The organism is uncultured Brachyspira sp. (genome assembly GCF_910578695.1).
In the GTDB taxonomy this organism is placed as follows: Bacteria; Spirochaetota; Brachyspiria; order Brachyspirales; family Brachyspiraceae; genus Brachyspira.
In genome coordinates this window covers 1-26,584 of the sequence record NZ_CAJTQJ010000013.1, presented here as the reverse complement: position 1 = coordinate 26,584, position 26,584 = coordinate 1, and the positions used below count along the sequence as shown (strand labels likewise).

The window sequence follows — 26,584 nt, the reverse complement described above, 5'->3', positions numbered from 1 at the left end:
ATTTTTTTAATATTGATAAACTCTAATTTAAATATCTTACAGCTTTTTTTATTATTACTAATAAAAATTATTTTTATTATTGCTAGCGATAAACTCACTTTAAATCAGCTTATAACTTCCTTCGTCAGTTATAAGCTTTTCGTTTATAGCTTTAAAATTACTTTATTTTTAATTATTCCCTGTTATTCGCCTACGAAGTCCGCTACAGTGTTGGCAGGCGTCGCTTTAACTGCATCGGCTCGCTTTTTTATTATTGTTTTTAATAAACTCTGCCATTCTTACGAATAGCAGGTACGCACAATTTTTATAATATCAATTATCAGCTATTATTAATCGAATTTATAGCCGGCAATAATAAAATTTTTATTAACAAAATAAAAAAATCCGTAAGAGCTATCATAACTCCTACGGATTTAATTTATTTCACTTTTATTAATAATTCTTAATTAAGCACCTAAAACACCGCTGATTAAGAATGCTGTAGCGAAAGAAACGATAGCATAAAGTTCTGGGAATACAGCAACGATGATAGTGTTACCAAATACATCATAACCATTACCTATAGCTTCAACACCATTAGCACAAACTTTACCTTGGAATATAGCTGAAATCATACAAGCTAAACCAACAGCAATACCTGCACCCAATATAGCAGCACCTTGGAAGATGTTTATATCAGCTGTTAAATAAGGCTGCATAATGAAGAAAGCAGCAAAACCATAAAGCCCCTGAGTACCAGGCAAGGCACTTAAAACAAGACAGCTTCCGAATGCATCTTTGTTTTTCTTTAAAGCACCTACTGTAGTCATAGCAGAAATAGAAGTACCAACCGCACTGCCAATACCAGACATACCTACCATTAAACCTGCTCCTATATATCCTAATAAAAGCGCTGTGTTCATTGTAAAACCCATAATAAAATCTCCTTTTAGATTAATAAAATATAATTTTCTGTTATTGCTAATAAAAATTGTCCGCCTTTAATATCTGCCAAGTAAATCTGACAGATGCTCGCAATTTTTATAATAAACCATTATAAAATCGGCTTATATACAGCCAATCAATTAAGCCGCTTTTTTAAGAGGCTTATACTCTTTTCCGCCTCCTTCAAAACCAACATTATTATAGAACTCTACAAATGTTAATCTCAAAGGGTGTACCAAAGCACCAAGTATATTTAGTAAGAATATAGCTATATGCCCTACTACAAGAAATACAACCATTATCACTGTACCAACACCAGGTATGCCTTTGAAACTCATACCTATCTGATTTATTACCAATGCCAATATAGAGCCTGATGCACCTAATGCAAATAAACGTATATAAGAAAGCGTATCACCCATTATACCAGTGGCAGCAAAGTAAACGCCAAGTATAGAGTTTAATACATCAGGCTTCTTACCCACATTAGAAAGTATTACTAAAAATACCAGCCCAACCGCTATTAAAGCATAATATACTGTACTGAATTGTTTAATAACTTCCATTTTCTGCATATCGCCTAAAAACCATAAAACAAGTCCGGGTATAAATAAAAGCTTACCTAAAGCAGCAAATATATCTCCTATAGAACCTGTTTTGATTCTGTCTATAACGCCTACTAATAAAGCAAAACATATATGAATAACTCCTATAAGCAATGCAGTATTAAACGGAGTTAAGAACCAATTTTCTTTAAGATCTGTAATTATTAAATACTTACTTAAAGCTGCAAATATAGGTATTTGAGTATTAGCAGGTATGCTTACACCGAAGAAACTTCCGCCATTAATAATACCCATAATAGTAGTACATATACCTAATGTTAAAGCAAGTATTCCAATACCTCTTAATTTTCCTTTAAGCACTGTAAATAACCCTATTAAAGCTACTATAGTCAATACTATGCCGTATCCTGAATCCCCGAAACAATAAGCAAAGAATAAAGGATAGAAAATTGCTATCATAGGAGTTAAATCTATCTCAAAATAATTCGGCAATTGGAATAATTTTGTAATAAGCTCATAAGCACCTGAATACTTATTATTTTTAAGCTCAACAGGAACTTTATCATCTTTAGAAGGCTCTTCCATTATATAAGCTATTTTTTTACTGTCGAGTAAAGCTTTAACTTCGCTCTCTTTATCTTTAGGAACATAAGCCTCAGCATAAAGTACCTTTCCTTCAGTACCTTCGCTTGCTGTAAAACTTTCTTTAGCCTCTTCAAAATGATTATATATACTAAGATTATCTATTTCTTTATCAATAGCTTCTATATATACTTGATTTTTAATTATCTCAGTATCATTATTTTCTATCTCTTTATCAAGCTCAGATATTTTCTTATTTATATCATCATAAGATTTATTAGGCATATTAACTATATCAAATGGAATAGTCTCTTCACTGCCTTCTTTCTTGAAAGCAGCAAAATAAATTTTTCCGCCTTCCTCTTTAATAGGATAAACATATATATCCTTAAGTTCAGAGAAATTATAATCATTATATTCTTTAGCATTTGCTGTATAGAATATAATGCTGTATCCTGCTTTTTCTTTTAAATCATTGACTTTATCAAAGCTAAAATTACCGAAAGGAGCTATAATAGCTAATTCCTTTCTAAGAGCATCTCTTTCAGCTTTTAATTTATCAGAAGTATGAGAAATACTAATAATATCAGCTATAACCTCATCAGCCTTTTTAGATAAATTTTCAGCTTTTACATTAGAAACATCTTTTTTAGCTTTTTTAGCATAAGCCAAAGCATTATTAACTATATTTTTAGCTCTTAAAGCATCATTCTTTTTATTAGATATATTTTCTATATTCTCGCTGGACACACCGTTAGCAATTTCAATATGAACAAGTCCAAGTGATGCCAAATCGCTTAAAGTTTTTTCCCTATCCTTATGAAAGACAAAGAGAGAGAGTTTCTTCATTTTTCTAATCATAAAGATGCCTCCTTTGCTCTGTTTCTTTCTTTAACTATCTTTTGAGAAGATTTACTTAAATTATCCTCATCCTCCATATACCTTTTTATCTTGATAATGGCAGTTTTATACTCAGGTATTTGAACTTTCTCATAAAGGTTAACTTTCTGAGTAGTTTTTTTCCTAGCATAAGCCAAAGCATTAAGTCTTGCCTCAGTCATTTCAATTTTTATTTGAATAGTCATAAGTCGTTCAAACATACTTATAGCAAGCCTTATCCAAGAAGGCATATTAAATAGGCTGACATTTTCAATAGCAAAATCTATATTAGAAAGTATAGAAACCTTAACACCTGCAATGTTTTTTAAGTCGGAATTGATTTTCTTGATTTTTACTATCTCAGGAAACTCAGTCCAAAAACCATTATAGTTTTGATTTTCTTTAACTAACTTTTGATATTCTTCTTTAAGTAATTCAATCTCAGCGGTAATCTTTCTTACCTCAAGACGAAGTGCTGCCTCTTTACTTTTCAAAGTAGGCAATGCTTTCTCACGAATGGAAAGCTGGCGTCTTAAGTTTTGAAGAGCCGTTTTATTGTATTGAAACTTTAATGCCATATTTTTTACCTACTTTTAAAATTAGTCATTTTTCCATTTTCCGAATTGTTCTACTAGAGAATCTTTAATACCTACTTCAGCTTTACTGAAATATTTACCCATAAGCTCCCAGCCAGTTTCTAACATCTCATCAATTTTGATATTAATGTCAATAGCAAGAAGTTTTTCAGAATATTCAGCTGCATATTTCAAACATCTTTCATCATACTCTGTCAAGTCGAAACCATTTTCTTTTTTCATTTTAGCATTAGCGGCATCAGAATAAAGACGAACTAAAGTATTCATTACTGCAGGGTGATCCTCTCTAGTTTTCTTACCTATAACCAACTGCTTTAAACGTGAAAGGCTTCTGAATGGGTCAATAATTGTTTTACCTATATCCGAATCTCTTCTTAAATAAAGCTGTCCTTCTGTGATATATCCTGTATTATCTGGTACAGCATGTGTAATATCGCCTTCATTAAGAGTAGTAACAGCGATAATAGTAATAGATCCTCCGTCTGGGAACTGAGCTGCTTTTTCATATATTTTAGCAAGGTCTGAATATAGAGAACCCGGCATAGAGTCTTTAGAAGGAATCTGATCCATTTTGTTTGATACTATAGCCAAAGCATCGGCATAAAGAGTCATATCTGTAAGAAGAACAAGAACTTTCTCCTTATGCTCAACTGCAAAATACTCAGCAGCTGTACAAGCCATATCAGGAACTAAAAGTCTTTCTACAGGCGGGTCATCTGTAGTATTAATGAAACATATAATTTTATCCAAAGCTCCTGCTTCAGTAAATGTATTTTTAAATGATAAGTAGTCATCATTAGAAAGCCCCATACCTCCAAGAATGATCTTATCGGCTTCAGCTCTTAAAGCTACCTGAGCAAGTACAGCATTATAAGGCTGGTCAGGGTCTGCAAAGAATGGTATTTTCTGTCCTGTAACAAGAGTATTGTTAAGGTCTATACCGGCAATACCAGTAGCAATAAGTTCGGAAGGCTGCTTTCTTCTAACAGGGTTTACAGAAGGTCCTCCGATTTCTACCTCTTTGCCTTCTATTTCTGCACCTCCGTCAATAGGATTTCCGTAAGCATTGAAAAATCTTCCTGCAAGAAGTTCGCTTACTTTAAGTTTAGGAGGTCTGCCCAAGAATACAACTTCAGCATTAGTAGGTATGCCTTCCGTACCTTGAAAAACCTGAAGTGTAACAATATCTCCAATCATTTTTACAACCTGAGCAGGTCTGCCTGCTACAAGAGCCATTTCATCGTTTCCGATATTTTCTGCTCTTAAAGATACAGTTGCTTTAGTAATCTGTACTAGTTTTGTATATACTTTTTGAAATGCTTTAGGCATGTGTTATACTCCTTTCAGCAAATATTGATTCCATCTCAGCTGTGTATTTTTTATGATCATCAGACTGATATACAGAATAATTCATCTGTTTGAATGCGTTAATAAGTCTTTTGAAATAAGTACCTACTTCGCTGTAATCATCAAATCTGTAATCAGCTTCTACAACTCTCATAACTTGATTTAATAATTCTTTTTGTCTTTCTATAGGACAGTTTTTATCTACCTTATCAAAAGCGTCCTGCTGCAATATTACAAAGTCTATTAACTCTGCTTTCCATAAACGCTGATGATATTCAAGAGGCACCGCATCATCTCCCAAAATGCTTATTTGGTCATTAGCTTCCTGTCCTCTGCGGGCAATATCTTTTGCTTTAGTAACTTTACCAGCCCAGCCTTTTTCTATATTAGAATCTGAAAACTCTACAAACTCAGGATATTCAATATATTTAGAGTAAGAATCTAATGGGTCAACTGCAGGATATCTCTTACTATCAGCACGTTTCTGTGATAAAGCATAGAAGCATCTTGCTGCTTTACGGGTAGATTCTGTTACAGGCTCTTTCAAGTTACCGCCTGCAGGAGATACTGTACCTATAAATGTAATAGAACCTGTTTCTCCATTATTTAAGTATACGAAGCCTGCTCTTGCATAGAAACTAGAAATAATAGCAGGCAAGTCGATAGGAAACGCATCAGGTCCTGGCAATTCTTCAAGTCTGTTAGACATTTCTCTCAAAGCCTGTGCCCAGCGGGAAGTAGAGTCTGCAAGAAGAAGAACTTTAAGCCCCATTGATCTGTAATATTCCGCTATAGTCATACCTACATAAACTGAAGCTTCGCGGGCAGCTACAGGCATATTGGAAGTATTACATATAATTGTTGTTCTTTCCATCAAGCTTCTTCCTGTTCTTGGGTCTACAAGTTCAGGGAATTCTGTAAATATTTCCACTACCTCATTAGCTCTCTCGCCGCATGCTGTCATTATAATCAAGTCGGCATTAGCATTAGTAGCCAAAGCGTGCTGAAGTACTGTTTTACCTGCTCCGAATGGTCCTGGAATAAATCCTGTACCGCCTTCAGTGATAGGATTAAATGTATCTATAGTTCTTACGCCTGTTTCTAATAATTTAAATGGTCTTGGCTTTTCTTTATATGATTTAATAGTAAGTTTTACAGGCCAAGTTTGTATCATAGTTATATTAACTTCATCGCCGTTAGCTGATTTTACTACAGCCAAAGTATCCTGTAAATTATAAGTGCCTGATGAAACTACGCTTTCAACTACACCTTTACCCTCAAATTTGAAAGGAACCATTATTTTATGGTCTATCCAGCCTTCTTTAACAGAACCAATCCAATCTCCGGCAGATACCTCATCTCCAACTTTAGCTATTGGAGTAAAGTCATACTTAGATTCTTTATCTTCAGAAAGATTATTATATTTGCCTCTTTCTAAAAATACCCCTTGAAGTCTGTCAAGGTCATTTTGCAAACCGTCAAAGTTTTTACCCAAAAGTCCAGGTCCTAATTCAATCTCTAACATTGAACCAGTAAACTCTACGGCATCACCTAATTTTACACCTCTAGTAGATTCAAATACCTGAGCACTGGCACTATTACCAGATATTTTAATAACCTCAGCCATAAGTTTTGCTTCTCCGCAAGATACATAACATATCTCGTTTTCTGCAATAGGTCCATCTACCTCTATTGAAATTAGGTTTGATATAATAGCAGTTACTTTACCTTTAGTCATTTCAATCTCCTAATTAATTATACATACATTACATAGCAGACGCTTTTGCTTTCAAAGAATCTATGAGCGTCTCCAAGTGTTTTTTACCTTCCTCTTCATTTCTTCCATTTATACTAACAGCATAAGTGAGATTTATATAATAAGCGAAAACATTATCTGTTGTGAAAGATTTTACAGAAGTTAATCTCTCTAAAAAATCTTTTACCAAGCTGTACTCTATATTTTCCATATTATAAGGGTCTGCTTTATCTGATGAATTAAATGTTTCTATAATGGTATTTATATATGGTATCTCTTTGCCTACTCCGAAGTCAGAAGCTGTCGATTTAGTCAATGCTGATATCAGAGAATAATCTCCTATAAGTTCTTTTGATATATCATCACTGCTGAAACCTAAAGCCCTGCCATTTAAAGCTGCAAGAACATTTTTCATATCTCTCATAAATAAAGCATAATTTTTTATGAATGAATTACCGCTTTGTATCATCTCTTCATAATATAAGTTTAAAAGAGTATTTTCTATATGTCTGGAATCTGTCCATTCAACATTTTTATTATCTTCCAAGAATTTACTCATATATAATGGCAAATTAGAAATAGACGAATATTTATGCATATCTTCTTTACTAAATGTTGATGGTTCTATATGTTCTATATAAGGAGTAAATAATCCCTTTTGTTTTGCTATAGCACTTACTAAATTTTTATTATCATTTTGATATATTAAATATCTGAAAAATTTAGCATCTTTAGCACTTAAACCAGATAATATGCTTTGAGTAATTTCATTAATATCATACTTAGCCTTAGAATCAGAAAGTTTTACTTCGGGAAGACCTGAGATAAGATAATAATATGCTCCCATACTAACCCCTCTTATTTACTAAAAATTACTTCTTCCGTCTTAGCTTTAATATAATCACTGAAAAACTCTACGAAATCCTCATCTGTAAACTGAAGCTGATAATTACCGCCTTCAGGTACAATTTTGAAACCGTTTGATAATTTCTTATCAAAGTCAATAGCAGCATTTTTTATAGCACTTTTTATAGATCTTTCAAAAGATGAATCTATATCTGATTTCTTAGATTCTGGAAAATATACTGTTACATCTGAATCGCTTGAAGATATATCCCATTTCTTTACCACTTCAAGAATTAAGTCTTTCAAAAAAGAAGTATCTGCAAAAGAACTTTTCAAGCCTTCTTCTAATACTTCAGCAGTTACTAAATCCTTAATTTTTTGTTTTAAAACACTGATAGACTGCTCTCCCGCCATACGAACATCTGTTATTGTATTTTTCTTAAGCTCTTCCGACTTTCTTTCTGCTTCTTTAATAATTTCTTCTGATTTCGATTCTGCTTCTTTGATAATTCTGTCAGCTTCGCTTTTAGCATTTGAGATTATTTCATCAGCTTTTTTGTTGGATTTTTCAACACCATCTTGATATATACGTTCAAGAAGGGAGTCTAGTTTTTTCTCTTCAGCCATAATAACTCCTTAACTTTTATATATTGATTCATAGAAATTTTTAAAATTTTCTTCTTCAAAGGATATAATTAATATATTATCAATATTTTTAAAAAAATCAAGAAAAAATATAATTAACTATGTTATTTTTTACTAACTTTTTAGTAAATGGTTGCAGGCATGCATTTTTCAAATTAAAAAACATATTATGCATAAATATTTAACAAAATTAAAAACATAAAGAATATTTAATATACTAAAAAACTATATAGTAATATTTTTTGGTTTTTAATACTTATTAAGGTATAAATAATTTAAATAATAAGGCGTAAATAATTTAAATAATCAGTATAATTTACACTTATCAGTATCCTTTAATTATTTTATGTACAGAAATTATCATAACAAGCATACTGCTTTTTATACTAAAAATATCCAAAAACTCACAATTATAGACAAAAAAAATTTATTTTATCACATTATACATTGCTTTTTTGAAAAAATATATTATAATTAATTAAGAACTAGTTCAATTATTCTAAGTAAGGTGATAATATGGGTAATGCAAAATTCATAAAAGCAAATCAAGTTAGCGAGCTTATAAAAAGCGGCTCTTTTATAGGGTTATGCGGATTTGTAGGAATCGGATCTTCTGAAGAAATTTTAACTCAAATTGAGAAATCATTTTTAGAAAACGGAAGTCCTAATAATTTAAGCATCATTTTTGCAGCTGGAATTGGAGACGGCAAAGGCAGAGGTTCAGGACATTTTGGTCATAAAGGACTTTTAAAAAGAGTTGTAGCAGGACACTGGGGACTTGCTCCGAAACTAGGCGAATTAGCTAACAATAATGAAATTGAGGCATATAATCTTCCTCAGGGAGTTATTTCTCAAATGTTCAGAGAAATGGCAGCAGGAAAACCGGGAATACTTTCGCATGTAGGACTCGGAACTTTTGTTGACCCTGAACTTCAAGGAGGAAAAATTAACAGCGTAACAACTGAAGATATTGTTGAAAGATGCAAATTCAAAGGACAGGATTTATTATTCTATCATGCTCCTAAACTAGATTATGCTATATTAAGAGGTACTTCTGCAGATGAAGACGGCAATATCTCTTTTGAAGAAGAAGCTCTTACACTTGAAGCTTTATCCGTAGCAACTGCTGCTAAAAATAACGGCGGAAAAGTTTTTGTACAAGTAAAAAGAAAGGTAAAAAAAGGAAGTATTCAGCCGAAAGAAGTAAAAATTCCGGGAATTTTGGTAGACTATATAGTTATAGCCGAAACTCCTGAAAATCACATGCAGACATTTGGAGAATACTACAATGAAGGGTATGTTAAAAATCACTTTGCTGTAGAAGGAAACCTTAAAGAAGTAAAACTTGATGAAAGAAAAATCATTTCAAGAAGATGTGCTATGCTTTTGGATAAAAACAAAAAAATACTTAATTATGGTATAGGAATGCCTGAAGTTATAGCAATGGTAATAAATGAAGAAGGGCAGGAACAATATTTCACTCCTACTGTTGAGCCCGGAGCAATCGGAGGTACTCCTATGGGAGGACTTAGCTTTGGAGCAACATTTAATGCAACTGCAATAGTTGATCAGCCTTATCAGTTTGACTTCTATGACGGCGGCGGACTTGATATGGCATTTTTAGGACTTGCACAATGCGATCAATACGGAAATATTAATGTTTCTAAATTCGGACCTAAAATTGCAGGCTGCGGCGGATTTATTAATATAACACAAAATGCAAAAGAAGTTGTATTTTTAGGAACTTTTACAACAGGCGGATTAAAAATAGGCGTTGAAAATGGAGAGCTTAGAATCCTGCAGGAAGGAAAAGTTAAAAAATTCATTAAAGATGTAGAACAAGTTACATTCAGCGGAAAAATTGCTAATGAAAACAATAAAAAAGTTCATTATGTGACTGAAAGAGCTGTTTTTGAACTCACTAAAGAAGGATTAAAACTTATAGAGATAGCTCCAGGTGCGGATCTTCAAAAAGATATATTAGATCAAATGGAATTTAAGCCTATCGTAGCTGATAACTTGAAAAAAATGGAATCAAAAATATTTATTGATGAAAAAATGGGATTAGTATTTTAATAAAAAAAATAAAAAAGGAGATTATTATATGGTATTTGGAACAATTGGTGTTATAGTGTCACTAGCACTTTTGATGTATTTAGCGTATAGAGGAATTTCAGTTTTAATTATAGCACCACTTCTTGCCTGCTTTGCAGCAATAATGAGCGGTCTTGACAGCGGAAATATACATATATTGGCTACATATACAGAAACTTTTATGAATGCATTAGCAGGATATGTAAGAAGTTTTTTCCCTATTTTCTTACTCGGAGCTATATTTGGTAAGGTAATGGATAGCACAGGTTCTGCAAAAAGTATTTCATATTTTATTTGTGAAAAATTTGGTAAAGAAAGGGCTATAATAGCTATAATTCTTACTTGTGGTGTACTTACTTACGGCGGAGTATCTTTATTTGTTGTATCTTTTGCTATATACCCTGTAGCAGCAGTTTTATTTAAAGAGGCAGCTATACCTAAAAGATTCATTCCTGCATCAATTGCTGCAGGAGCTTTCACTTTCACAATGACAGCTTTACCTGGAACACCTCAAATTCAAAATGCTATTCCTATGCGATTTTTTGGAACAGATGCTTATGCAGCTCCAGTTCTTGGAATAATTGGGGCTATACTTATGGCAACAGGCTCAATTGTGTGGCTTCAAAAAAGAGTAAAAGCAGCTATGGATAAAGGTGAAGGATATGGAGTTCATAAAAATGAACCTGTAGTAGAAGATTATGAAGCAGAAGAAAATTCAGGAAAACTTCCACCATTTGGAATTGCAATTCTTCCAATAGTTTTAGTTCTAGTTATAGGATTTATTACTTCTAAATTTATATTTCCTAAAGCGAATCTTTCTTATCTTCAAGATTATGGAACAACATATGATAAAGTTGTAGGAAACTGGAGTTTAATTGTTTCATTAGTGCTTTCTATAGTAGTTGCAATTCTTCTTAACTTAAAGAGAATGAATGTTATTAAAACTCTTACAGAAGGTGTATCAGGATCATTTCTTGCTGTTATGAATACGGCATCTGAAGTTGGATACGGAAGTGTTATAGCCTCACTTGCAGCATTTGCTGTTGTTAAAGGTGCTTTACTTGGAGTTTCTTCAAACCCTCTTGTATCAGAAGCAATTTCTGTATCTGCACTTGCAGGTATAACAGGTTCAGCATCTGGAGGATTAAGTATTGCACTTGAAGCTTTAAGTCAAACATATTTAGCAGATGCTTTAAGAGAAAATATAAGCCCACAAGTTCTTCACAGAATAGCTTCAATGGCTTGTGGAGGGTTAGATACTATGCCACATAATGGAGCAGTTATTACAGTTCTTGCTGTTACAGGAATGACTCATAGAGAATCTTACGGCGATATTGCAATGTGTACTGCTGTAATTCCTGTTATAACTGTTGCAATTTGTATTGTACTTGCTAGCTTTGGCGTTGTTTGATTTTATTTTTGATTTATTATAAAAAAATATTTTTTAGGAGCAATAATTATGAAATTTGAAGATTTAAAAGTCGGAATGAAAGCTGAAGTTGCTAAAACTATAACTGAAACAGATGTAGTTCTATATGCTGGAATTACTCTCGATACTAACCCTGCTCACTTAAATGAAGCCCATGCACAGCAGACTATGTTCAAGCATAGAATAGCTCATGGAATGCTTACAGCAGGACTTATATCTGCGGTTTTAGGAACGAAACTTCCGGGAGAAGGAAGCATTTATATGGGACAAGAGTTAAAATTTACAGCACCTGTATATTTTGGAGATACTGTTACAGCTACTGCTGAAATTATAGAACTTATCCCTGAAAAAAACAGAGTAATTCTTTCAACTACTTGTACAAATCAGGAAGGAAAAATTGTTTTAAGCGGAAAAGCTACTATAATGAAGAAATAAACAAAAATTAAAAAATTTGATAAATAATATTCATTGGAGGATTAGAATGGAATTTAATTTACCTAAAACACATGAACTTTTCAGACAAATGATAAGAGAATTTGCTGAAAAAGAGGTAAAACCTTTAGCAACAGAACTTGACGAGGAAGAAAGATTCCCTGTTGAAACTGTTAAGAAAATGGCTGAAATAGGACTTATGGGCATACCTATTCCTAAAGAATACGGCGGAGCAGGCGGAGACAACTTAATGTATGCTATGGCTGTTGAAGAATTATCAAGAGTTTGCGGTACTACAGGAGTTGTTCTTTCAGCACATACTTCTCTTGGAACTTGGCCTATATTAGCATTCGGTACAGACGCTCAAAAACAAAAATATGTTCCTAAATTGGCTAGCGGAGAATGGATTGGAGCATTCGGACTTACAGAACCAAATGCAGGTACAGATGCAGCAGGACAGCAGACAGTAGCTGTATTAGATGAAGCTGCTAATGAATGGGTGATTAACGGTTCAAAAATATTCATAACAAATGCAGGATATGCTAATGTATATGTAATATTTGCAATGACAGACAAATCAAAAGGATTAAAAGGAATTTCAGCATTCATAATAGAGGCAGGAACTCCTGGATTTACTATTGGTAAAAAAGAGAAAAAATTAGGAATCAGAGGTTCTGCAACTTGCGAATTAATATTTGAAAATGCAAGAATACCTAAAGATAATCTATTAGGAGAATTAGGAAAAGGATTTAAAATTGCTATGATGACTCTTGACGGAGGAAGAATAGGAATAGCATCTCAGGCATTAGGACTTGCACAAGGTGCTATTGATGAAACAGTTGCTTATGTAAAAGAAAGAAAACAATTCGGAAGAACAATAGCTAATTTCCAAAATACTCAATTCCAATTAGCTAATCTTGAAGTAAAAGTAGAAGCTGCAAGACTTCTAGTTTATAAAGCAGCGTGGAGAGAAAGCAATCATCTTCCATATTCAGTTGATGCAGCAAGAGCAAAATTATTTGCATCAGAAACTGCAATGGAAGTAACAACTAAAGCAGTTCAGCTTCACGGCGGATACGGATATACAAGAGAATATCCAGTTGAAAGAATGATGAGAGATGCTAAGATAACAGAAATCTATGAAGGTACATCAGAAGTTCAAAGAATGGTTATAGCAGGAAACCTTTTGAGATAAGCCAATTAGTAAATAAAATATTATGGAGGAATAGAAATGAAAATAGTAGTTTGTATAAAACAGGTTCCAGATACAACAGAGATAAAACTGGATCCTGAAAAAGGTACATTAATAAGAACTGGTGTTCCTAGTATAATGAACCCAGATGATAAAGGCGGATTAGAAGAAGCTTTAAAATTAAAAGATAAATACGGTGCACATGTAACTGTAATAACAATGGGACCTCCTCAAGCTGAAGCAATATTAAGAGAAGCTTATGCAATGGGAGCAGACAGAGCAATTCTTGTAACTGACAGAAAGTTCGGAGGTGCAGATACTTTAGCAACTGCTTACACATTATCAGTAGCTTTGAAAAATATAGAAGCTGATCTTATTATTTCAGGAAGACAAGCTATAGACGGAGATACAGCTCAGGTTGGTCCTCAAATTGCTGAGCGTTTAGACTTACCTCAAGTATCTTATGTAAAAGAAATGCAGTATAATGAATCTGATAAGTCATTAACAATAAAAAGACTTATAGAAGACGGATATTACTTATTAAATGTTCAATTACCTGCTCTAGTAACAGTATTATCAGAAGCTAACAGCCCAAGATATATGAGAGTAAAAGGAATAGTAGAAGCTTATGATAAAGAAATTGAAGTATGGTCATCAGAAACTATAAAAGTAGACCCTGCATTAATAGGTCTTAAAGGATCTCCTACAAAAGTAAGCAAATCCTTTACTAAAGGAGCTAAACAAGCAGGTAAAGTATTTGATGTTGATACAAAAGAAGCTGTTAATATCATAATTGAAAAATTAAAAGAGAAATTTGTTATTTAATTAACAAAAGAACCTTAGAAAAGGAGAATAAAATAATGAATTTAAGCGATTATAAAGGAATATTAGTATTTGCTGAACAAAGAGACGGCGTACTTCAAAATGTAGGTCTAGAGTTAATAGGAGAGGCAAAAAAACTTGCAGCTGAATTAAGTACAGATGTAACAGCTGTTTTAGTAGGACATAATATACAAAATTTAGCTCAAACTTTGGTAGAATACGGTGCAGATAAAGTATTAGTTGTAGATAATGAAATATTAAAACAATATGATACTGAAGCTTATTCGCAAGTATTTAAAGCTATAGTAGATGCTAAAAAGCCAGAAATAGTATTATTAGGTGCAACAACTTTAGGAAGAGACTTAGGTCCTAGAGTATCTTCAAGACTTGAAACAGGACTTACAGCAGACTGTACAAAACTAGAAATAACAGAAGGCAAAGACGGCGGAAGAGTTTTCGGAATGACAAGACCTGCATTCGGCGGAAACTTAATGGCTACAATAGTATGTCCTGATCATAGACCTCAAATGGCAACTGTAAGACCAGGTGTAATGCAGAAATTAGCTAAAGAAGCAGGAAGAAAGGGAGAAATAGAAGCATTCCCAGTAAATATAGACACATCTAAGATGAAAGTAAAAATCTTAGATATAGTAAAAGAAAGTGCTAATAAAGTTGATATAACAGAAGCTAAGATATTAGTATCTGGAGGAAGAGGCGTAGGAACAAAAGATAACTTCAAAAACCTAGAAGCTGTAGCATCTAAAATAGGAGCTGTAGTATCAGCATCAAGAGCCGCAGTAGATGCAGGATTTATAGATCATGACAGACAAGTAGGTCAAACAGGTAAAACAGTAAGACCGGATATATACTTTGCCTGCGGAATATCAGGTGCAATTCAGCATATGGCTGGAATGGAAGAATCTGAGTTTATAATAGCAATAAATAAAGATAAAGATGCTCCAATGTTTGGAATAGCAGATTTAGGAATAGTAGGAGATGTAAATAAAGTACTTCCTCTATTAGCTGAAGAGTTATCAAAAGCAATAGAAGCTAAAAAAAGCTAAGTGATTAATAAAATATTTTTGACAAATTAAAAAATATTTATTCAATTAAATAAACAAGCCAATAGGTAAATATCTTTTATCTATTGGCTTTATAATAATATAGTATCCATATTATTTGTATTTTTTACATCTGTAAATTTTAGCTTGTTAAGTAATGTTAATACTTTTATCTTGTCTTTCAATAACTGCCATAAAATTAAAATTTGTCAATAAAGCTATATCTTGCAAAAATATAACAGTTATATTATAATTTGACATCAAATCAAATAATATTTTAATGCTATAATAATTTAATTTACCTTAAAGATGATAGTATTAAAAAAAGATGATAATAGATTTGATATTGAAGATGAATTTGTTGTAGGGTATGGAATTGACTATACTAAAAAGTACGGAAATTTATATTATATAGAAGCGTTGAAATAAAAACAAAAAGTTGTAAATATATAGGTGGAGAAGAAAGTGAAAGAACTGATTTTTATATTTTTATTATTATTTAATGTTTTTGCCTGTGCAGAAAATAATGTTTTTGACTGTGCAGAAAATGCGGAAAATGCAGAAAATTTAGATTCCTTGTTTATAAATTCTGTAAGAAGAAATAAAATAAACGATGTTAAATTGTTATTAGACAGAGGTGCTGATTTAAATATTAAAAATAATAAAGGAAATACTGCTTTAATGTATGCTTGTTTATTAAATCATGAACCAATAGTTAAATTCCTAGTAGACAAAGGTGCTGATTTAAATATTAAAAATAATGAAGGATATACTGCTTTAGATATAGCACTGAATCAGAAATATAGAAAAATTGCAAATATAATAAAAAGAAATAAATAAAGAAAATTTTAACAATAAATAATAAAACTCCTTATATAATAATACATAAAAAATTATATACTATGTATATCATTTATAATTTTAGATTGGAATATAAATGCATAAAAAAAATATAATCATAAATAAAAGCTGGAAATGCAGGAGAAACTCTTTCCTTTGAAATGTTAACTTATGATAACAATAATGAATACAATATACTTTACTTTTTAGATAATGATAAGAATAAAAAAGAAGTGAAAATAAATACTCACTCTACAGAAGTAAAAATTAAATATATAGAAAATATAATAGATTATTATAAAAATTGTGAGTGCCTGACATTCGTAGAATGGCAGAGTATCAAAGCTCATAATTTCTATTAGCAGGAATAATTAAAAATAAAATTATTATAAATCCTGAGCTATTTCTTCTATTTTAAATATTTCTAAAAGATCGCCTTTTTTAATATCATTAAAGTTTTCTATAGAAGCACCGCATTCATAACCGGAAGCAACCTCTTTAACATCATCTTTAATTCTTCTCAAACTAGAAATTTTGCTTGTATAAATGAGAACATTATCCCTCATAACTCTCACTCCGGCATTTCTTTCTATCTTACCGCTAGTAACATAACAGCCTGCAATAGTACCGACTCTAGGTACATGAAATACATCTCTAACCTCAACAGTGCCTATATCAACTTCTTTCTTAAGTCTTTCAAGCGAACCTTTCATAGCATCTTGAATAGATTCTATAGCTTCATAAATAATATCATAACGCTCTATAGATATTCCAAGTTTTTCAGCCAATTCTCTTGCCTTTCCAGAAGGGCGAACTCTATATGCAATAATAATAGCATTAGATGCATGGGCTAAGTTTACATCGCTCTCTGTAACAGCACCCGATGCACTATATATTGAAACAAATCTTATTTTATCGCTTTGTATTTTATTTAAAGCATCTCTTAAAGCCTCAGCACTTCCCTGAACATCAGCTTTGATTATTACTTTAAACTCTTTCATAGCATCAGAAGCTATTTTTTCATAAAGATTTTCTAAAGTAACTTTAACATTAGCCTTTAAAGCCTCCTGCTGTTTTAACTGCACTCTCTTATCAGCTATAGCCTTAGCCTCTCTCTCATCAAGCATAACATTAAATATTTCTCCGGCTTCAGGCGTCTTCTCAAATCCCAAAACCTCAACAGGAGTAGAAGGCAAAGCCTTATCCACCCTCTGCCCTAAATCATTAACCATAGCTCTTACTTTACCGACTGAAAGCCCGCATACAAAATAATCGCCTACTTTTAAAGTGCCGTTTTGTACAAGTGCAGTACCTACAGGACCTCTTCCTTGATCAAGAGATGCTTCTAATACTATACCCATAGCCTCTCTATCAGGATTAGCTTTCAATTCTAGTATTTCAGCCTGTAATATAATAGCCTCTAATAAATCATTAATTCCCTCTTTAGTTAAAGCACTAACACCAATATACTGAGTCTCGCCGCCCCACTCTTCAGGAGCAAGTCCGTACTCTGATAATTCTGCTTTTACTTTGTCCATAGTAGCATTAGGCAAATCCATTTTATTAACAGCAACTATTATAGGAACTTCAGCTTCTTTAGCATGATTTAAAGCTTCAATAGTCTGAGGCATAACTCCGTCATCTGATGCAACAACAAGTATAACTATATCAGTACTTTTTGCTCCTCTTGCTCTCATCATAGTAAATGCAGCATGACCTGGTGTGTCAATAAAGGCTATTTCTCCGCTAGGTATTTTCACTTTATAAGCACCAATATTCTGAGTAATGCCTCCGCTTTCTTTTGATGTAATATTGCTATGTCTTATGGCATCAAGAAGAGAAGTTTTTCCATGATCAACATGTCCCATTATAGTCACTACAGGAGGACGAGGCTTTAAATCTTCTTCTCTATCCTCTTTTACTTCTACAGTAGCCTCTTCCTGTAAAGATATAACATTAACTTTACATCCAAAATCATCGGCAATTATTGTAGCAGTATCCGAATCAATTATATCATTAACTCTAGCCATAGTACCCATACCCATAAGTTTGGATATTATATCAGATGCTCTCAAATTCATTTTTTTAGCCAAATCGCCTACTGTGATAGTTTCCATTATGCTGATTTCTTTTTCAACGCTTGCAAGTCTTTGTTCCTGCTGACGCTTTTTAGCCTGCAGTTTATTAAATATTTTATTCTCCTGTCTTTGTGCTGCTTCAGCTTTGGAATCTTTTTGAAATGATTTTTTATCATACTCTTTATCTTTTTTATCATAATCTCTTTTTTTATTATCTTTCTTATTATCTTTTTTATTGAAAGAAGAAACATCATCTACAGAAGAAGAAGGGATTTGATTATTTTTATACTGTTTATTTTCTCTATGTTCTTTATTTTCTCTATGTTCTCTATTGCTGTTATGAGAATAATTTTTATTATCTTTACTATCTGCATATCTTGTAAAATTCTTATCAGTATTACTGCTGCTATTATCCTGCTTTCTATTATCATGCTTATCTGATTTATTCTGATGTATTATTATTTTCTTTTTTATAACTTTTTTTACTTTTTTTACAGCTGCTGCAGCCTGATTATCATTATTGCTGCTGTTAGAAGAAGGGTTATTTTTTTTTATTATAACTTTAGGCTTATTATCAGATGCAGAGCTTTCCTGATTCATATTTTTTTCATTATTCTCATTTTTTTGAGACATTATTTTACTTTCCCATTTATATTAAATTTTAATTATTTGTTCTTGGCAATAAATTATTATCAATGCCTTGATTTTGCATGCCCGCTGTATTTGTATTGCCAAATTGAGGAGGAAGTATACTAGCTTCTCCTAATACTGCAGTATTTCTTTCTATAACAGCTTTATCTTTTAAATCCTGCAAATCTCTTTCTACTAACTGCTGTGCATAAGTATTTTTATAGAATTGAGACAAATAAGGAACTGTTTCAGCAGTATATGCTGTTATGCCGTATTGGGCTAACTGAGGTCTAGCCTGCTCAAAAAAAGCTTTAAGCTGTTCTTCTGTTGGTTCAGGTATATTTTTAGAAGCATCAGAAATAAGTTTAGTATAATAGTATTGGAACTTAATATTTCTAATTGAAAGATTAATAAAATCTTTTGCCTCTTCTGTTTCAAAAAACTTCTCTTCTTCTCCCTTATTTATAAGTAATATAGAGTTTATAAGCTGATCAGCATACTGCTGTTTATACATACTGTCATTAGCATATAAAACTACTTGATCTTCTGTAGCTCCCTGAAGAATTAAAGAAGCCTGAAGATCTTTATTAAAGTTAGTCTGCTTAATAGTAAAATTATCTATTTTCAAAACCCACTCTCCTTCGCCGCCGCTCAAATAAGATATAGAGTCTGAAGAAGCTTTATTTCCGCTTCCTTGATTCTGAGAGCAGGCTATTATAGAGAATGATAATATTATCAAAAATAAATTTTTTAAAACTTTTAAGTTCATAAATACTCCTTAAAAATAAAAAACGGCTTAATAGTTTTATAGTGTATCATATATAAATATTTCTGCAAGTATAAAATATAACTATTATAAATAAAAAATTACAGATTTTTTATTTAAAATATTATTTTTTTCCAGAATACATATTAATTACTAAATTAGGCAGTTCTTTTTCTAATATTCCATACCATATAGATTTTCTTCTTTTCAGTGTTTTACTGCTCATAGCAAAATTCATTAACTTATTATAAGTTTCATTTGCTTTTTGAACATTCTGAAATATTGGTATATGATTAGCTGGAAATATCTCATATATATTAGCCTCTATATCTTTTTTGATAACAACATCATATATAGGCAGAACTTTTTCATATCCTGCACAAATGCTCTCAGCATATTCCAAAACCATTTTATCAAAATTAGGTATAGTTTTTAACAGATTTACAATCAAAGAAAAAGTATCTATAGCCTCTTTATAATTTTCTTTAACTACATAAGCACCATTAGCCTTATCGCATAAATCGCATATTGTTGTATTAGTACAGCTGGATATATATTCATTAACCTGTTCATCTATTTGAAAAGGAGGCATTGAGCTAGTAACTTTAGAAATCAAATCCAAAATAGAAGTAAACATTCTCTGCTTCCATAAATTACCTTTAACGCTTTTTACAAGCTCTTCCATCTCATTAAAAAACTGTTCTTTATATTTTTCCTCTTCATTAAATATTGCTTCTACTATAGGTATTTCCGTGCCTTTAAATGATATCATACCATTATCATAAAAAGATATAATATTCTTTTCAAATATTTCGCTTTTTGATTTGCTGTTTTCTTTTAAAAAATTATACTGCAGATTTTTAGTGACTATTACTTTATTTTCTTTAGGTGCCAAAGTATTTGCTCTAGCCTGCATTCTAGCTGCATTATTAATTAAAAATCCTGATAAATCTCCGTCCTCTGTAATGATAAGAGAAGTATTTGTATTGCCTCCCGATATTCCTGCACTTATTTTAAAATCAGGCAGCCCAGAAGTATCTACGCTAGGATATTCATTTAATAATCTCTTTTTACTCAATACGCCAATTATAGCTATTGTAGCACTTAAAGCATCTGTTGCAGAAGGACATACCATAATTATCTCATCGCCTTGTTTTCTATGAGATATAACATTATAAAATTTTGTAACTTCGCTTACTTTATTTTGCATCAAATCATCTAATGCATGCATCTTTGAAAGATTATTTTTATTTTCCTCGCAAAACTTAGTATATCCGTGAATATCAAGCATTGCTATATAAATATCAGCTATTGAAAGACTTAATTTTAAATCCCCCGCAAAATTATATCTTGTATTTTCTGTAACGAATATGCTCCATAATTTCGGATATGCATCTTTATCTAAATTATTAAAAAAACCCCAATTAATTTTTCGTATAAGGGCAAATAATCCTTTTAATATACTTTTACCGTCATTAAGTTTCTCAAAGTTAACATTTTTAGCATAACTAAAAATTTCAGAAAATGTCTTTATTTCTCCTGAAACTATCTTTTCGCTTAAATGAGTATATAATTCATATATAGAAGTGGATTGATTATATTCCCCTATTTTGTTCACTTTTTTCCTCTTAACCTAATTTATAACAGACATATATATATTTACTACTTTAACTTATAAACAAAAAAAATCAATAGTTTATTATAAATCATATTGAAAAAAATATAATATGTACTAAAATGAAATAATAATATGAGTGAAAATCAAATTAATAAAAATTTTAATATAGCATTAGCATTATACAGGCCTGAAATACCTGCCAATACAGGAAATATCGGAAGATTATGCGTAGGACTTGGAATAGATTTGCATATAGTTTCAAAGCCTTCTTTTATAATAAGTTCTAAAGAAGTTAAACGGGCAGGGCTTGATTATTGGGAGCATTTAAATCTAATAAAACATGAAAATGAATATACATTTTTAGAATACTGTAAAAATAATAATAAGAGAATAGTGCCTATAACAAAATTCGGAAAATACAGATATGATGAATTTCAATATTCAAATGATGATATACTTTTATTTGGAAGAGAATCTTCAGGATTAAGAGAATCTTTATGGGAAAATGATTTAGAAAATTCTATATACATACCTATGAGTAATAATATACGCTCAATAAATATATCAAATACTGCAGCTATAACTGCTTATGAAGCATACAGACATATTTATTATTGTTAAGTTTAAATTACAGTTAAAGCATTATTGCCTTTAGAATCTATAGCTGTAATCAAAGGCATATCTTCAGCATAAATCTCTCTTACAGCCTCTGTACCTAAATCTTCAAATGCTATAATTTTAGATGATTTTATGCAGTTAGACATATAAGCAGCCGCTCCTCCAATAGCAGCGAAATAAACACCGCCGTATTTTACTATAGCATCTATTACTTCTTTATTTCTTTTACCCTTTCCTATCATAGACAAAAGACCAAGCTCTATAAGTTTAGGAGAATATGCATCCATTCTATAACTTGTTGTAGGTCCTATGCTTCCAATAACTTCGCTTGGCTTATTAGGAGAAGGTCCTGCATAAAAAACTGTTTGATTCTCTATATTAAAAGGCAGCTTTTCATTATTATTTATCATATCAATTAATCTTTTATGTGCGGCATCTCTGGCAGTATAAATAATACCTGTTAAACTAACCATATCTCCTGCTTTCAAAACTGATAATTTTTCTTTAGTTAAAGGAGTATTTAATTTTTTTATTTTCATAATCTAAACTCTTAATATAATATTAAACTCTATAATATAATCTCTTTATGTCTGGTAACATGACAGCCTGTACATACGCATACAGGAAGAGAAGTTATATGTGCAGCATACATATTTATATGAACTGCTAAAGCTGTTGTTTTTCCGCCGAATCCTGAAGGTCCTATATTCATATTATTAATATTCTCAAGTAATTCTTCTTCCAGCTTTTGTAAACGAATATCTTCATTTTTAGTACCTATTTCTCTAAGCAAAGCTCTCTTAGCAATATCAGCACATTTCTCCATACTTCCGCCCAAGCCTATGCCTATAATCATAGGAGGACAGGCATTAGAGGCAGCTGATTTAATGGTATCATATACAAACTCTTTTACGCCATCTATTCCAGCAGAAGGAGGAAGCATTTTTATTCTGCTCATATTTTCACTCCCGAAGCCTTTAGGTGCTGCTATTATTTTTACTTTATCGCCATCAACTATATTATAATGTATTATTGCAGGAGTATTATCATTTGTATTTTTTCTTTCTATAGGATCATTAAGTACAGACTTTCTTAAATACCCTTTTGTATATCCTAATGCCACTCCTTTATTAATAGCATCTGTCAAATTACCGCCTATGAAATGCACATCCATTCCTATATCCATATATATAATCGCCATACCTGTATCCTGACAAATAGGCTTTAGTTCTTTTGAAGCTATATCAGCATTTTCTATTAATACATTTAAAATATTTTTAGCTATTTTTTTATCTTCTTTTTCGGCACTATTGATAAGAGCTTTCTTTATATCTTCATTTAAATAAATATTGGCATCTATACATAACTGAGATACCAATTCTGTTATATTATTTACATCTATTTCACGCATAATTTTATTAATTTATTCAAGATTATAATAGTTTAAAAGATAAAAAGCCCATTAATATTTCTATTAATAGGCTTTAATATCTACATTTGTAATAAGTCGCTTAAATCAAATTATCCAATAATTCTCATTATAGATTGATTTTTCATATTAGCATTAGCCAACATAGCAGCACCTGTTTGCTGTAAGATTTGCTCGCGAGTATAAGCAACCATAGCAGAAGCCATATCAGCATCGCGTATAACACTTTCAGAAGCGATAGTGTTTTCAGTAGCTATCATTAAGCTTTTTACCATAGATTCCATTCTATTTTGAACAGCACCTAATTCAGCTCTTTGAGCTACTACAGCTTGTAAACCCTCGTCAATTCTTCCTAAAGCTTGGTTAGCAGTTTCAACAGAAGAAATAGAAATAGGAGTATCTCCGCCAACTTGTAAATTAGCAGCAGTCATAGAACCTATGTTTACAGAAACTCTTTGATCCATATTAGCACCGATGTGGAAAGTCATAGGAGTTTGACCATCAGCAGCAAAACGTCCTGTTAACATATTCATTTTATTGAATTCAGCCTGAGAAGCTATTCTATCAACTTCAGCTACTAATTGATTAACTTCTACTTGAATTAAAGCTCTGTCAGAATCAGAGTATATGCCGTTAGCAGATTGTATAGCTAATTCTCTCATTCTTTGCATAATGTTAGTAGTTTCATTTAAATAACCTTCAGTTGTTTGAATGAAAGAAATACCATTTTGAGCATTTCTAGTAGCCTGCTGTAAACCGCGGAATTGAGAACGCATTTTTTCAGATACTGCTAATCCGGAAGCATCATCTCCAGCAGTATTAATTCTCTGACCGCTAGAAAGCTGTGAGATTGTTTTCATCATTGAATTTCCAGTTAAATTCAATTGTCTGTTTGCATTTAATGCAGAAATATTATTGTTGATAATCATAACTACCCTCCATGAATAGTGCTTAAAATATTTTGTAATTTTTTATTTTCTAAAGCCTTTTTATATTACACTTTAAATATACTGTTTAGTCATCCCCTACAAAACAGCAGCATAATATTAACTTCATACATAATATATTATAATATCTTTTAAAAAAAAGTAAAGACTAAATTTTTATAAAAATACTCCGATAAGCTAACTTTTACTATATTTTAATACATTCTTATGACATATTTGTTGACTTTTTAATAAATTAAATTAAAATCAATTAACATAATATAAAAAATAGGCGGAAAATTACAAAAATATGAAATATATAACCATTATTTTTATAGCTGTAATGATGATTTTATACTCATGCAATAATGCAAAAGCCAATACTTCAATAAAAGATAAAAATGATAATATAAATAAAGATAATAATATAAATAAAAATTTTTATTTTAATGCTGATAATGCATATAATTATATAAAGAAGCAGACTGATTTAGGTTCACGCAATTACGGAAGCGAGGCACATAAAAAGGTAAGAGATTTTTTCAAAAAAGAAATATCTAATATGGGTTATGAAGTGTTCAGCCATAATTTTGAAGCCCCGTATATAAAAGGAAGAAAAGGAGAAAATATATACGCTTTTTTAAAAGGAAAAACTGATGATTATGTAATTATAGCAAGTCATTTTGACAGCCGTTCTGTTGCAGAAAAAGATCCTATGCAATTTAACCGTGATAAGCCTATAAGCGGTGCTAATGACGGAGCAAGCAGCAGCGGAGTATTAATAGAGCTTATGAAGGCTTTAAAAAATTATAATGATTTGCCTTATAGTATATGCTTTGTATTATTTGATTTGGAAGATGACGGCAATTTATTTGATGTAAAGGGAAGCTCTTTGATAGAAACTGATTGGATACAGGGAAGCATTGCTTTTGTTAATGAAATTATTATAAGAGATAAATTAATAGATAAGCAAAAAATAAAATTCGGCATACTTCTTGATATGGTTGGAAGCAAAACAGCAAAATTTAAATACGAAAGTTTTGCTCATACATATTATTCTGCTATATATAATCAGATTTGGAATTATGCAGATGATTTAGGGTATGGAAATTATTTTGCTGACGGACATTATGGAACTATAATAGATGATCATACGCCATTTTTAAATGAGAGTATACCTTTTATAGATATAATAGATATGGGATATCCTTTTCATCATACTTCACAGGATACTATAGACAAATTAGATAAAAAAACTTTGGAAGCTGTAGGTAAAACAATAGAATACAGCATAAAAAATGCTGATAAGATATATTAATTTAATTATAAATACAGCATACAAAATTTAATTTTACATTAAAGCTATTAACATTGTTATAGAAAAATGTTATAATATATAAACATAATTTAATAAAAAATATAAAAACAGGAGATTTTTAATATGTTTGAATACTATTTTGGATATATATGGATTTTGATTCCCGGAATATTATTAGGTTTCTGGGCTCAAATTAAAGTAAAAAGCACTTATGCTAAATACAGCCAAATGGAAAATAAAAGAGGAATTACAGGTGCACAAACTGCTAAATATATATTGGAAGGATATGGTATAAATATTCCTGTAGAGAGAATAAGAGGAACTTTAACAGATCATTATGATCCTTCTTCAAAGGTTTTAAGACTTTCTGAAGGAGTTTATGACGGTACTGATGTTGCTGCTTTAGGTGTTGCTGCTCATGAAGTAGGACATGCCATACAGCATGACAGAGGGTATGCTCCGCTTTCTATAAGAAACGGATTTTATCCTTTATGTGCTATAGGAGATCAATTCGGACCTTTTCTTGTTCTTATAGGAATTGTAATAGGAGGAGCAGGAAGTTTTTCATATTATATTATGCTGGCTGGTATTATACTTTTTGCTTTTGCTGTGTTCTTCTCTTTGGTTACATTGCCTGTAGAATTTGATGCTTCAAACAGGGCTATCAAAATATTAGACAGAGGCGGATTTTTGGATAAAACAGAGCTTTATGGTGCTAAAAAAGTATTATCTGCTGCTGCTTTAACTTATGTTGCTGCTGCTGTTACTTCTGTACTTACGCTTTTAAGATTATTAATGCTTGCTCAAAGAAGAAGAGATTAATAATAAATCAATAAAAAAATAAAATTAAAGAGGTATTATTTTTTAATAATGCCTCTTTTTTTATATTTTATAAAAAGTATTATATAGTAATTTAAAAATACTAGAAAGCTAAATATAAAAATTATGAGCGTCTGACATTCGTAGAATGGCAGAGTATCAAAGCTCATAATTTTTATTAGCAATAATATAAAGTTCATAATTCAAATATTTTGACAAATTATTATATATTTAGTATAATATTATATATGAAATATAATAAAGTTAATGATAATAAAAAATATTTTAATACTCTAAATGATTATTTTGTCAGGTATCTTTTTACTGATAAAGGAAGCGAAGTTATTTTATTAGATTTTATCAATTCTATA

At 31.3% G+C, this 26,584-nt stretch carries 24 protein-coding genes; 11 read left to right on the top strand and 13 right to left on the bottom strand.

The genetic code is table 11. The annotated features are described in order from the left end of the window. Positions 1–446: 446 nt before the first annotated feature. The 7 genes from QZ288_RS05515 to QZ288_RS05485 form a co-directional block, all read right to left on the bottom strand. Positions 447–902: an ATPase gene (locus QZ288_RS05515; RefSeq protein ID WP_295156105.1), complete on the bottom strand. Its 456-nt coding sequence runs from the start codon at positions 900–902 to the stop codon at positions 447–449. 162 nt (positions 903–1,064) lie between these two features. Next, positions 1,065–2,933: a V-type ATPase 116kDa subunit family protein gene (locus QZ288_RS05510; RefSeq protein ID WP_295156103.1), complete on the bottom strand. Its 1,869-nt coding sequence runs from the start codon at positions 2,931–2,933 to the stop codon at positions 1,065–1,067. After that, complete coding sequence (locus QZ288_RS05505) at positions 2,930–3,529, bottom strand: V-type ATP synthase subunit D (protein WP_295156100.1); 600 nt, start codon at positions 3,527–3,529, stop codon at positions 2,930–2,932. The genes QZ288_RS05510 and QZ288_RS05505 overlap by 4 nt, the downstream gene beginning before the upstream one ends. A gap of 21 nt (positions 3,530–3,550) precedes the next feature. Beyond that, positions 3,551–4,876 carry a V-type ATP synthase subunit B gene (locus QZ288_RS05500; RefSeq protein WP_295156097.1) on the bottom strand — a complete coding sequence of 442 codons (1,326 nt, stop codon included), beginning with the start codon at positions 4,874–4,876 and terminating at the stop codon, positions 3,551–3,553. Continuing rightward, entirely contained in the window at positions 4,869–6,632 is a 1,764-nt protein-coding gene (locus tag QZ288_RS05495) for a V-type ATP synthase subunit A (protein ID WP_295156094.1), read from the bottom strand. Before QZ288_RS05495 ends, QZ288_RS05500 begins: the two co-directional genes overlap by 8 nt. 28 nt (positions 6,633–6,660) lie before the next feature. Continuing rightward, on the bottom strand, positions 6,661–7,497 hold the full coding sequence (locus QZ288_RS05490) for a DUF2764 family protein (RefSeq protein WP_295156091.1): 837 nt from the start codon (positions 7,495–7,497) through the stop codon (positions 6,661–6,663). Between the two features lie 11 nt (positions 7,498–7,508). Further along, entirely contained in the window at positions 7,509–8,123 is a 615-nt protein-coding gene (locus QZ288_RS05485; protein WP_295156089.1) for a V-type ATP synthase subunit E, read from the bottom strand. Positions 8,124–8,657: 534 nt separating this feature from the next. On the opposite strand from QZ288_RS05485, the gene QZ288_RS05480 reads away from it, so the two are divergent. From QZ288_RS05480 to QZ288_RS05445, 8 genes are all read left to right on the top strand, one after another. Continuing rightward, positions 8,658–10,217 carry an acyl CoA:acetate/3-ketoacid CoA transferase gene (locus QZ288_RS05480; RefSeq protein ID WP_295156086.1) on the top strand — a complete coding sequence of 520 codons (1,560 nt, stop codon included), beginning with the start codon at positions 8,658–8,660 and terminating at the stop codon, positions 10,215–10,217. A 28-nt stretch (positions 10,218–10,245) separates the two neighbouring features. Next, positions 10,246–11,646 (top strand): GntP family permease, encoded by a 1,401-nt coding sequence (locus tag QZ288_RS05475; protein ID WP_295156083.1) that lies wholly within the window; start codon positions 10,246–10,248, stop codon positions 11,644–11,646. A 48-nt stretch (positions 11,647–11,694) separates the two neighbouring features. Then, positions 11,695–12,099, top strand: coding sequence for a MaoC family dehydratase (locus tag QZ288_RS05470; protein ID WP_295156080.1), 405 nt, complete (start codon positions 11,695–11,697; stop codon positions 12,097–12,099). Positions 12,100–12,145: 46 nt separating this feature from the next. After that, complete coding sequence (locus QZ288_RS05465; protein WP_295156079.1) at positions 12,146–13,291, top strand: acyl-CoA dehydrogenase; 1,146 nt, start codon at positions 12,146–12,148, stop codon at positions 13,289–13,291. 36 nt (positions 13,292–13,327) lie between these two features. Further along, positions 13,328–14,113, top strand: coding sequence for an electron transfer flavoprotein subunit beta/FixA family protein (locus QZ288_RS05460; protein ID WP_295156076.1), 786 nt, complete (start codon positions 13,328–13,330; stop codon positions 14,111–14,113). Positions 14,114–14,148: 35 nt separating this feature from the next. Continuing rightward, positions 14,149–15,174, top strand: coding sequence for an electron transfer flavoprotein subunit alpha/FixB family protein (locus QZ288_RS05455; RefSeq protein WP_295156073.1), 1,026 nt, complete (start codon positions 14,149–14,151; stop codon positions 15,172–15,174). Between the two features lie 462 nt (positions 15,175–15,636). Further along, the gene (locus QZ288_RS05450; protein WP_295156070.1) at positions 15,637–16,011 is read left to right on the top strand and encodes an ankyrin repeat domain-containing protein; all 375 of its coding nucleotides are present in this window, start codon (positions 15,637–15,639) and stop codon (positions 16,009–16,011) included. 161 nt (positions 16,012–16,172) lie between these two features. Next, positions 16,173–16,373 (top strand): hypothetical protein, encoded by a 201-nt coding sequence (locus tag QZ288_RS05445; protein ID WP_295156067.1) that lies wholly within the window; start codon positions 16,173–16,175, stop codon positions 16,371–16,373. Positions 16,374–16,397: 24 nt separating this feature from the next. On the opposite strand, the gene infB is transcribed toward QZ288_RS05445, so the two are convergent. The 3 genes from infB to QZ288_RS05430 all read right to left on the bottom strand — a co-directional run bounded on the left by infB (position 16,398) and on the right by QZ288_RS05430 (position 21,103). After that, a complete protein-coding gene (gene infB, locus QZ288_RS05440) occupies positions 16,398–18,722 on the bottom strand; it encodes a translation initiation factor IF-2 (RefSeq protein ID WP_295156065.1) in 2,325 nt (774 codons plus the stop codon). 28 nt (positions 18,723–18,750) lie between these two features. Further along, complete coding sequence (locus QZ288_RS05435; RefSeq protein WP_295156062.1) at positions 18,751–19,488, bottom strand: hypothetical protein; 738 nt, start codon at positions 19,486–19,488, stop codon at positions 18,751–18,753. A 121-nt stretch (positions 19,489–19,609) separates the two neighbouring features. After that, on the bottom strand, positions 19,610–21,103 hold the full coding sequence (locus QZ288_RS05430; protein ID WP_295156059.1) for a hypothetical protein: 1,494 nt from the start codon (positions 21,101–21,103) through the stop codon (positions 19,610–19,612). A gap of 132 nt (positions 21,104–21,235) precedes the next feature. Here QZ288_RS05430 and QZ288_RS05425 point away from each other — a divergent pair, with 132 nt between their 5' ends. Beyond that, positions 21,236–21,724: a tRNA (cytidine(34)-2'-O)-methyltransferase gene (locus tag QZ288_RS05425; RefSeq protein WP_295156056.1), complete on the top strand. Its 489-nt coding sequence runs from the start codon at positions 21,236–21,238 to the stop codon at positions 21,722–21,724. 2 nt (positions 21,725–21,726) lie between these two features. Here QZ288_RS05425 and QZ288_RS05420 read toward each other — a convergent pair whose 3' ends face one another. The 3 genes from QZ288_RS05420 to QZ288_RS05410 all read right to left on the bottom strand — a co-directional run bounded on the left by QZ288_RS05420 (position 21,727) and on the right by QZ288_RS05410 (position 24,079). Beyond that, a complete protein-coding gene (locus QZ288_RS05420) occupies positions 21,727–22,260 on the bottom strand; it encodes a Fe-S-containing hydro-lyase (protein WP_295156053.1) in 534 nt (177 codons plus the stop codon). 29 nt (positions 22,261–22,289) lie between these two features. Beyond that, the gene (locus tag QZ288_RS05415; RefSeq protein ID WP_295156050.1) at positions 22,290–23,132 is read right to left on the bottom strand and encodes a fumarate hydratase; all 843 of its coding nucleotides are present in this window, start codon (positions 23,130–23,132) and stop codon (positions 22,290–22,292) included. A 110-nt stretch (positions 23,133–23,242) separates the two neighbouring features. After that, entirely contained in the window at positions 23,243–24,079 is an 837-nt protein-coding gene (locus tag QZ288_RS05410) for a flagellin (protein WP_295156047.1), read from the bottom strand. 307 nt (positions 24,080–24,386) lie between these two features. Between QZ288_RS05410 and QZ288_RS05405 the strand changes: the two genes are divergently transcribed. Together QZ288_RS05405 and QZ288_RS05400 are read left to right on the top strand one after the other, a co-directional pair. Further along, entirely contained in the window at positions 24,387–25,394 is a 1,008-nt protein-coding gene (locus tag QZ288_RS05405) for a M28 family peptidase (RefSeq protein ID WP_295156044.1), read from the top strand. Between the two features lie 123 nt (positions 25,395–25,517). Next, on the top strand, positions 25,518–26,216 hold the full coding sequence (locus QZ288_RS05400) for a zinc metallopeptidase (RefSeq protein WP_295156041.1): 699 nt from the start codon (positions 25,518–25,520) through the stop codon (positions 26,214–26,216). The last annotated feature ends 368 nt before the right edge of the window (positions 26,217–26,584 follow it).